This window comes from Mycobacterium talmoniae (genome assembly GCF_001854525.1).
Taxonomy (GTDB): Bacteria; Actinomycetota; Actinomycetes; order Mycobacteriales; family Mycobacteriaceae; genus Mycobacterium; species Mycobacterium talmoniae.
This window is the reverse complement of sequence record NZ_MLQM01000186.1, coordinates 1-10,830: the sequence shown is the minus strand read 5'-3', so window position 1 is coordinate 10,830 and position 10,830 is coordinate 1. Positions and strand designations below refer to the sequence as shown.

The 10,830-nt window shown below is 71.1% G+C and carries 1 protein-coding gene; it reads left to right on the top strand.

Annotated features, from left to right (window positions below):
• Positions 1-10,830: non-ribosomal peptide synthetase (locus tag BKN37_RS23105; protein ID WP_131823678.1), on the top strand; the 10,830-nt coding region annotated here is incomplete at both ends.

Sequence of the window (10,830 nt, the reverse complement as noted above, 5' to 3'; positions counted from 1 at the left end):
CCACATCGCTGCCGACGGCTGGTCGGTCACCCCGCTGGTGCGGGATCTCAGCGAGGCGTACCGGGCACGGCACCGGGGTCACGCGCCTAGCTGGGCGCCGCTGCCGGTGCAGTACGTCGACTACACGTTGTGGCAGCGCGCCCAGTTCGGCGACCTCGACGACCACCACAGCCGCATCGCCGCGCAACTGGCGTACTGGGAAGAGGCCCTGGCCGGGATCCCGGAAAGCATTGCGCTGCCCACCGACCGGCCCTACCCGCCGGTCGCCGACCAGCGCGGCGCCAGTGTGCCGGTGGACTGGCCGGCCGCCCTGCAGCAGAGCATCGCGGCGGCGGCCCGCGAGCATAACGCGACCAGCTTCATGGTCGTGCAGGCCGCCTTGGCGGTGTTGTTGGCCAAGCTCGCCGCCAGCAGCGATGTGGCGGTGGGGTTCCCGATCGCCGGGCGGCGTGATCCCGCGCTCGACGAGCTGGTCGGGTTCTTCGTCAACACCCTGGTGCTGCGGGTCGAGGTGGCCGGGGATCCCACCGTCGCCGAGCTGCTGGCCCAGGTGCGCCAGCGCAGCCTGGAGGCCTTCGAGCACCAAGACGTGCCCTTCGAGGTGCTGGTGGAACGGCTCAACCCGACCCGATCCCGGACGCATCACCCGTTGGTGCAGGTGATGCTGGCCTGGCAGAACTGGCACGGCGCCGACCCGGTGGCCGGGCTCGCCCTCGACGATCTGCAGGTCACGTCGCTGCCGGTGGACACCCACACCGCCCGAATGGATTTGGCGTTCTCGCTGACCGAACGCTTCACCGTGGCCGGTGAACCCGGCGGCATCGGCGGCGAGGTGGAGTTCCGCACCGATGTCTTCGACGCCGCCAGCATCGAAGCGCTGATCGGGCGGCTGCAGCAGGTGCTGGCGGTGATGACCGCCGACCCGACACGGCGGTTGTCGTCGATCGATCTGCTCGACGAGCACGAGCACGCCCGGCTGGATGAGATCGGAAATCGGGCAGTGCTGGTCCAACCCGCCGGCGTGCGGGCCTCGATTCCGGCGGTGTTCGCCGAGCAGGTCGCCCGGGCCCCCGAGGCCGTGGCGATCCGCGACGGTGACCGGTCGTGGACCTACCGCGACGTCGACGAGGCCGCCAACCGGCTGGCGCACCTACTGGCCGACCAGGGCGCGGGGCCGGGTGAGCGGGTGGCGCTGCTGTTTTCCCGGTCGGCCCAGGCGGTCGTGGCGATCCTGGCGGTGCTGAAGTCCGGGGCGGCGTATATGCCGATCGACGCCAGTGTGCCGGCGGCCCGGGCGCGGTTCCTGCTCGACGACGCCGCACCGATCGCCGCGATCACCAGCACCGAGTTGGCCGCCCGGCTGGACGGACAAGCGCTGCCGGTCATCGATGTCCACGACCCCCGCCTGGACGGCTACCCCGCCACGGCCCGGCCGGTCCCGCACCCCGACGACATCGCCTACCTGATCTACACCTCGGGCACCACCGGGCGACCCAAAGGTGTTGCGGTCACCCATTACAACGTCACCCAGCTACTGGCCTCGCGCGAGACACCCCTGCCGTCGGGGCCGGTGCGGGTCTGGGCGCAGTGTCACTCCTATGCCTTCGACGCCTCGGTCGAAGAGATCTTCGGTGCGCTGCTGCACGGCGGGCGGCTGGTGGTGGTGCCCGAGGAAGTGGCCGGCTCGCCGGAGGACTTCCACCAGGTACTGGTCACCGAGCGGGTCAGCGTGTTGACCCAGACCCCCTCGGCGGTGGCGGTGCTGTCCCCGCAGGGCTTGCAGCCGACGGCGTTGGCGGTGGTCGGGGAAGCCTGCCCGCCCGAGCTGGTGGATCGGTGGGCGCCCGGGCGGGTGATGATCAACGCCTACGGCCCCACCGAAACCACCGTATGCGCGTCCCGAAGCGCGCCGCTCACGCCCGGGACGGGTGTGCCGCCGATCGGGGCGCCGGTGCCGGGGGCGGCGTTGTTCGTGCTGGATCGGTGGCTGCGGCCGGTGCCGACCGGGGTGGTTGGTGAGCTGTACGTCGCCGGTCGCGGCGTGAGCGTTGGGTACATCGGTCGCGCCGGGTTGACCGGGTCGCGGTTTGTGCCATGCCCGTTCGGCGGTGCGGGGGCCCGGATGTATCGCACCGGAGACCTGGTGCGCTGGCGCGCCGACGGGCAGCTGCAGTACCTGGGCCGCGCCGATGAGCAGGTCAAGATCCGCGGCTACCGCATCGAACTCGGCGAAATCCAGGCTGCGCTCAGCGCGCTCGAGGGTGTAGACCAGGCGGTGGTGCTCGCCCGCGAAGACCGCCCCGGCGATAAGCGGCTCGTCGCCTACGTGACCGGCACCGCCGACGCGACCACCGCACGCACGGCGCTGGCGCAACAGCTGCCCGACTACATGATTCCGGCCGCGATCGTGGTGCTCGACGCGCTGCCGTTGACCCCGAACGGCAAGCTCGACAAACGCGCCCTGCCGGCCCCGGAATACACCCAGGTGGACCGGTACCGCGCCCCGAGCAACCCAACCGAGGAGATCCTGGCCGGCATCTACGGCCACGTGCTCGGGCTGGAGCGGGTCGGGGTCGACGACTCCTTCTTCGACCTGGGCGGGGACTCGCTGACCGCGATGCGCGTGATCGCCGCCGTCAACACCACTTTGGACGCCGGCGTGCCGGTCCGCACCTTGTTCGAGGCCCCCACCGTTGCGCAGCTGGCGCCACGCATCGGTGGCGGTGAGCCGCGGTTCGCACCGCTGGTGGCGGTCGAGCGGCCCGCGGTCATCCCGTTGTCGTTTGCGCAGAGCAGGTTGTGGTTCCTGGACCAGCTGCAGGGGCCGTCACCGGTGTACAACATGGCGGTCGCGTTGCGGCTGCGCGGCCGGCTGGACGCGGACGCCTTGGGCAACGCCCTGGCCGACGTGGTGGGCCGCCACGAAACCCTGCGGACACGGTTCGTGGCGCCCAACGGAACACCGCAGCAGGTGGTGATCACTCCCGAACACACGGAATTCAGCTGGGACGTGGTCGACGCCGCCGGCTGGTCGGAAACCCAACTGACCGACGCGACCGCCGCAGCGGGACGCCACGCGTTCGACTTGGCGACCGAGAACCCGCTGCGGGCACGGCTTTTCCGCGTCACCGACGACGAGCACATGCTGGCGATCACCGCGCACCACATTGCCGCCGACGGCTGGTCGGTCACCCCGCTGGTGCGTGATCTCAGCGAGGCGTACCGGGCGCGCCAGCAACGCCGGACCCCGGGCTGGGCACCGCTGGCGGTGCAGTATGTCGATTACACGCTGTGGCAACGCGCCCAGTTCGGGGATCTCGACGATCACGACAGCCCCATCGCCGCCCAACTGGCCTACTGGCAGGACACCCTGGCCGGGATGCCGGAGCGGGTGGAGCTGCCCACCGATCGGCCCTACCCGGCCGTCGCCGACCAGCGCGGCGCCAGCGTGCCGGTGGACTGGCCGGCCGCGCTGCAGCAGCAAGTCGCCGCGGTGGCCCGCGAGCACAACGCGACCAGCTTCATGGTGATGCAAGCCGCGCTGGCGGTGCTGCTGGCCAAGCTCAGCGCCAGCAGCGATGTGGCGGTGGGGTTCCCGATCGCCGGGCGGCGTGATCCCGCGCTCGACGAGCTGGTCGGGTTCTTCGTCAACACCCTGGTGCTGCGGGTCGACGTGGCCGGGGACCCCAGCTTCGCCGAGCTGCTGGCCCAGGTGCGCCAGCGCAGCCTGGAGGCCTTCGAGCACCAAGACGTGCCCTTCGAGGTGCTGGTGGAACGGCTCAATCCCACCCGCAGCCTGGCCCATCACCCGTTGGTGCAGGTGATGTTGGCCTGGCAGAACTGGCATGGCCACGACGACCCGGCCGCCGGGCTGGCCTTGGGCGATCTGCAGGTCGAACCGTTGCCGATGGACACCCACACCGCCCGAATGGATTTGGCGGTCTCGCTGACCGAACGCTTCACCGAGGCCGGTGAACCCGGCGGCATCGGCGGGGCGGTGGAATTCCGCACCGACGTGTTCGACACCGCCAGCATCGAAGTCATGATCCGGCGACTGCAACGGGTATTGGCTGCCATGACCGCCGACCCGACGCAGCGGCTGTCCGCGGTCGATCTGATCGACGCCGGCGAACACGCCACGCTCGACGGGTGGAGCAACCGCGTGATGCTGACCCGGCCCGCCGCCGCGCGGGTGTCGATTCCGGCGCTGTTCGCCGAGCAGGTGGCCCGGGCCCCCGAGGCGGTGGCGATCCGCGACGGTGACCGGTCGTGGACCTACCGCGACGTCGACGAGGCGTCCAACCGGCTGGCGCACCTGCTGGCCGACCAGGGGGCGGGCCCGGGCAAGTCTGTGGCGCTGCTGTTTTCGCGGTCGGTCGAGGCGGTCGTGGCGATCCTGGGGGTACTGAAATCCGGGGCGGCGTATCTGCCGATCGACGCCGGTGTGCCGGCGGCCCGGCTGCAGTTCCTGCTCGACGACGCCGCACCGATCGCGGCGATCACCACCGCCGAACTGCGACCGACGTTCCACGGCCACGACGTGACAGTCATCGATGTCCACGACTCCCGCTTCGACGGCTACCCTGCTACGGCGTTGCCGGACCCGAACCCCGACGACGTCGCCTACCTGATCTACACCTCGGGCACCACCGGGCTACCCAAAGGCGTTGCCATCACCCACCACAACGCCACCCAACTGCTGGCGTCGTTGGATGCCGGCCTCCCGGCGGCGGGGGTATGGGCGCACAGCCATTCGCTGGCCTTCGACGTCTCGGTGTGGGAGATCTTCGGTGCGCTGCTGCGCGGCGGGCGGCTGGTGGTGGTGCCCGAGGAAGTGGCCGGCTCGCCGGAGGACTTCCACCAGGTGCTGGTCGCCGAGCGGGTCAGCGTGCTGACCCAAACCCCGTCGGCGGTAGCGGTGCTGTCCCCGCAGGGGTTGGACGCCGCGGCACTGGCGGTGGTCGGGGAAGCCTGCCCGCCCGAGGTGGTGGATCGGTGGGCGCCCGGCCGGGTGATGATCAACGCCTACGGCCCCACCGAAACCACGATGTGCGTGGGGATCAGCGCGCCATTGACACCGGGATCGGGGGTACCGCCGATCGGTGCGCCGGTGCCGGGCGCGGCGTTGTTCGTGCTCGACCCGTGGCTGCGGCCGGTGCCCGCCGGGGTGGTCGGCGAGCTGTACGTCGCCGGCCACGGCGTGGGCGTCGGCTATCTCGGTCGATCCGCGTTGACCGGGTCACGGTTTGTGGCGTGCCCGTTCGGCGGCGCGGGGGCGCGGATGTATCGCACCGGGGATGTGGTGCGCTGGGGTGCTGACGGCGGGTTGGAGTATTTGGGCCGCGCCGATGAGCAGGTCAAGATCCGCGGCTACCGCGTCGAGTTGGGTGAAGTCCAGGCGGCGCTCAGCGCCCTGGACGGGGTGCAGCAGGCGGTGGTGCTCGCCCGCGAGGACCGCCCCGGCGACAAGCGGCTGGTGGGCTACGTCACCGGCACCGCCGACCCGGCCGCGCTGCGCGCCGCGCTGGCCGACCGGCTGCCGCCCTATATGGTGCCGGCCGCGGTGGTGGTCATCGACGCGCTGCCGCTCACCGTCAACGGCAAACTCGACAAACGGGCGTTGCCGGCACCGGAATACCGTGAGGCGGACCGGTATCGCGCCCCGGCCAGCGCAGTCGAGGAGATCCTGGCCGGTATCTACGCCGACGTCCTCGGGCTGGAGCGGGTCGGGGTCGACGACTCCTTCTTCGATCTCGGCGGCGACAGCATCTTGTCGATGCAGGTGGCGGCGCGAGCCCACGCCGCCGGGCTGCGGTGCCGCCCGCGCGACGTGTTCGTCGAGCAGACGGTGGCCCGGCTGGCCCGGGTCGCCGCGACGTCCACCGGCGTGACCGAGCTCGCCGACGAGGGCGTCGGGCCGGTGGCGGCCACCCCCATCATGCGGTGGCTGCACGAGATGGCCGGCCCGGTGGAGCAGTTCAACCAGACCATGGTGCTCCAGGCCCCCGCGGGGGCCACCGAGGCCGAGGTCGTGACCGTGTTGCAGGCCCTGCTGGATCGGCATGCCATGTTGCGGCTGCGGGTCACCGATGACGGCCCCGAGGGGTGGTCGTTGTCGGTGCCCGACGCCGGCTCGGTGGATGCCCGCAGGTGCCTGCACACGGTCGACGCGTTATCCGATGCGGCGCTGGTGCAGGCGCGGTCACGCCTGAACCCGGCCGCCGGGGTGATGCTGAGCGCGCTGTGGGCGCCCGGCACCGGACAGCTGGTGTTGACAATTCATCACCTGGCCGTCGATGGGGTGTCGTGGCGGATCCTGTTGGAGGACCTCAATATCGCCTGGGCCCAGCACCGGGCGGGGGAGCCGGTGGCGCTGCCGACGAGCGGCACCTCGTTTGCCCGGTGGGCGTCGCTGCTGGCCGAGTATGCGCGCGACCCCGACGTCGTCGAGCAGGCGCCGGCGTGGCGGCGGGTGGCCGCGACCCCGGCCGTAGTACCGGCGGTGCAGCCCGAAACGGACACCTACGCCACCGCCGGGAAGTTGACGGTGGCGCTGGACGCCGAGACCACCGCACTGCTGCTCGGCGACGCGCCGGCGGCGTTTCACGCCGGGGTGCAAGACATCCTGCTGATCGGGTTGGGGCTGGCGCTGGCGGAATTCACCGGCCACCGCGGTGCGCCGATCGGGATCGACGTCGAGGGTCACGGCCGCCACGAGGAGCTGGGCCCGGATCTGGATTTGTCGCGCACGGTGGGCTGGTTCACCACCAAGTACCCGGTGGCCCTGACCGTCGGGGGACTGTCGTGGGCGCAGGTGGCGGCCGGCGACGCCGCGCTCGGGGCGGTGCTCAACGACGCCAAGGAACAACTCCGCGCCCTGCCCGACGGCCTGACCTACGGGCTACTGCGCTACCTCAACCCCGACGTCGACCTGCCCGCATCGGATCCGGCGATCGGGTTCAACTACCTGGGCCGGCTGGGCGCGGGCGCCGCGGCGTCCGCGCAGCTGTGGCGGATCGGTCCGGACGGCTTGACCCTCACCGGCACGGCTGCCGCGGTGCCGATCCCGTTGCCGCACACCGTGGAACTCAACGCCGCCACCCTGGACACCGACACCGGGGCGCAGTTGCAGGCCGAATGGCTGTGGGCGCCCTCGGCGTTGGGGCAGGCCCAGGCCGAGCGGTTGAGCCGGTTGTGGTTTGAGGCCCTGGCCGGGATCTGCGCGCACGTGCGCGCCGGTGGGGGTGGGTTGACCCCGTCCGATATCGCCCCGGCCCGGTTGAGCCAGCAGCAACTCGACGAATTGCAACAGGACCATCGGATCGCCGATGTGTTGCCGCTGACCCCGCTGCAGCAGGGCCTGCTGTTTCACAGCCACACCGCGCCGGACCACGACGACGACATCTACGCCATGCAGCTGGCCCTCACCGTCGCCGGTGGGCTGGAGCCGGATCGGCTGCGGGAGGCGGTGCAGGCGGTGGTCGACCGGCATCCCCACCTGGTCGCCCGTTTCCGCGATCAGTTCGCCGAGCCGGTGCAGATCATCCCCGCCGACCCGGTGGCGCCGTGGCGCTACGCCGAGCTCGACACCGATGACCAGATCGAGCGGCTGTGTGCCGCCGAACGCGCCGCGGTCAGCGACCTCGACGGCCCACCGGCGTTTCGGGCCACCCTGATCCGCGTCGCCGACGACCGGCACCGGCTGGTGCTGACCTTCCATCACATCGTGCTCGACGGCTGGTCGCTGCCGATCGTGCTGCAGGAAATCTTCGCCGGCTACTCCGGGCAGCGACTGCCCGCGCCGGTGGCGTATCGCCGGTTTGTCGGCTGGCTGGCCGACCGCGACCGCGACGCCGCCCGCGGCGCCTGGCGGGAGGTGTTGGCCGGGTTCGAGTCCCCGACCCTGGTGGGCCCGCCGGATCGGTGGGGGCTGGGCGCCCGAGGCGTGGACACGTTTCGGTTGGAGAACGACCTCACCGCAGCCGTTGGTGAATTGGCGCGTGCCCGCCACACGACCGTCAACACCGTGCTGCAGGCGGGCTTCGCGCAACTGCTGATGTGGCTGACCGGCCAGCACGACGTCGCGTTCGGCACCACGGTCTCGGGGCGGCCCGCCGAGGTGGCCGGTGCGGACACGATGGTGGGCTTGCTGATCAACACGGTGCCGGTGCGGGCGCAGATCACCGCGACCACCACCACCGCCGAGCTGCTCGACCAGCTGCAAACCGCCCACAACGACACCCTTGAGCATCAACACCTGGGGCTCAACGAGATTCACCGCATCACCGGCCAGGAAAGACTGTTCGACACCCTGTTCGTCTACGAGAACTATCCGCTGGACACCGCCGCATTGGCGAGCACCGGCGGGTTGGCCATCACCGAGTTCACCAACCGCGAATACAACCACTACCCGCTGGCGATCCAAGCCCTGCCCGGCACCGAACTGGGCCTTCGCGTCGAGTACGACACCGACGTGTTCGACGCGGCCACCGTCGCGGCGCTGATCGAGCGGCTGCGACGGGTGCTGGCGGCGATGACCGCCGACCCGACGCGGCGGCTGTCGTCGACCGACGTGCTCGACGCGGCCGAGCACGCCCGGTTGGACACCTGGGGCAACCGCGCCGTCTTGACGGCGCCGGCCGCGCCGGCCGCGTCGATTCCGGGGATGTTCGCCGAGCAGGTCGCCCGGGCCCCCGAGGCGGTGGCGGTCACCTTCGGAGACCGGTCGCTGACCTACCGGCAGCTCGATGAGGCGGCGAATCGGTTGGCGCACCGGCTGGTTGAGCAGGGCGCCGGGCCGGGTGAGCGGGTGGCGCTGCTGTTTTTCCGGTCGACCGAGGCCGTGGTGGCGATCATGGCGGTCTTGAAGACCGGCGCGGCGTACCTGCCGATCGACCCGATGCACCCCGACGCGCGGATCGCGTTCATGCTGAACGACGCCGCGCCGATCGCGGCGCTGAGCACCGCGGAGTTGGCCGACCGGCTGCACGGGTGCGAGGTGGCGGTGACCGATGTCCACGACCCCCGCCTGGACGGCTACCCCGCCACGGCGTTGCCGACACCCGACCCGGGCAATACCGCCTACCTCATCTACACGTCGGGCACCACCGGCACCCCCAAGGGCGTGGCGGTCGCCCACCACAACGTGACCCGGCTCCTCGAGTCCTTGGACGCCGACGTGCCGCGCACCGGGGTGTGGACGCAATGCCATTCGCTGGCGTTTGACTACTCGGTGTGGGAGATCTTCGGCCCGCTGCTGGCTGGCGGCCGGGTGGTGGTGGTGCCGGAATCGGTGGCGCGCTCACCCGAAGAGTTGCACGCCCTGCTGGTCACCGAACGGGTCAATGTGTTGAGCCAAACCCCGGCGGCGTTTTATGCGCTGCAGTCGGTCGACGCGGTACGGCCCGAGCTGGGGGATCAGCTCAAACTTGAGACGGTGGTTTTCGGCGGGGAAGCCCTGGAACCGCAGCGCCTTCGGGTGTGGCTGGACCGCCACCCCGGGTTGCCCCGCCTGATCAATATGTATGGCATCACCGAGACCACGGTGCATGCCTCGTTCCGGCCGATCGGCGGCGGCGACACCGGCCACCGGGTCAGCCCCATCGGGGTGCCGTTGCCCCACCTCGCCTTTTTCGTGCTGGATCGGTGGCTGCGGCCGGTGCCGACCGGGGTGGTCGGCGAGCTGTATGTGGCCGGCGCCGGGCTGGCCAGCGGCTATGTCGGCCGACCCGGGCTGACCGGGTCGCGGTTTGTGGCGTGCCCGTTCGGCGGTGCGGGGGCCCGGATGTATCGCACCGGAGACCTGGTGCGCTGGGGCGCCGACGGCCAGCTGCAGTACCTGGGCCGCGCCGACGAGCAGGTCAAGATCCGCGGGTATCGCATCGAACTCGGCGAAATCCAGGCCGCGCTCAGCGCGCTCGACGGGGTGCAGCAGGCGGCGGTGATTGCCCGCGAGGACCGCCCCGGCGATAAACGACTCGTCGCCTACGTCACCGGCACCGCCGAACCCGCCGAAATCCGTGCCGCGCTGGCCGACCGGCTGCCGCCCTACATGGTGCCCGCGGCGGTGGTGGTGCTCGACGCGCTGCCGTTGACCCCGAACGGCAAGCTCGACAAACGCGCCCTGCCGGCCCCGGAATACCGCGAGGCGGACCAGTATCGTGCCCCGGGCAGCGCGGTCGAGGAGATCCTGGCCGGCATCTACGCCCAGGTGCTCGGGCTGCAGCGGGTGGGGGTCGACGACTCCTTCTTCGACCTGGGCGGGGATTCGCTGTCGGCGATGCGGGTGATCGCCGCGGTCAACACCGGTTTGGATGCCGAGGTTTCGGTGCGCACCTTGTTCGAGGCGCCCACGGTCGCCCTGCTGGCGCAGCGTCTCGGTGCCGGGGAGGCGCGGGTCGAGCCGCTGGTGGCGGCCGAGCGGCCCGCGGTGGTGCCGTTGTCGTTTGCGCAGTCCCGGTTGTGGTTCCTGGATCAGCTGCAGGGGCCGTCACCGGTGTACAACATGGCGGTGGCGTTGCGGCTGTCCGGCAACCTCGATGTCGACGCGCTGCGGGCCGCGCTGGCCGATGTGGTGGGCCGCCACGAAACCCTGCGGACGGTCTTCACCGCGGTGCAGGGAACACCACAGCAGGTCGTTATTCCCGCCGGGCAGGCCGACTTCGGCTGGCAGATCGTCGATGCCCGCGGCTGGCCGGCGCACCGCCTCGACGACGGCATCGCCGAGGCGGCACGCTACACGTTCGATTTAGCCGCCGAGATCCCGTTGCGGGCCCGGCTTTTCCGAACCGGCGATAACGAGCACGTGCTGGTGGCCACGGCGCACCACAT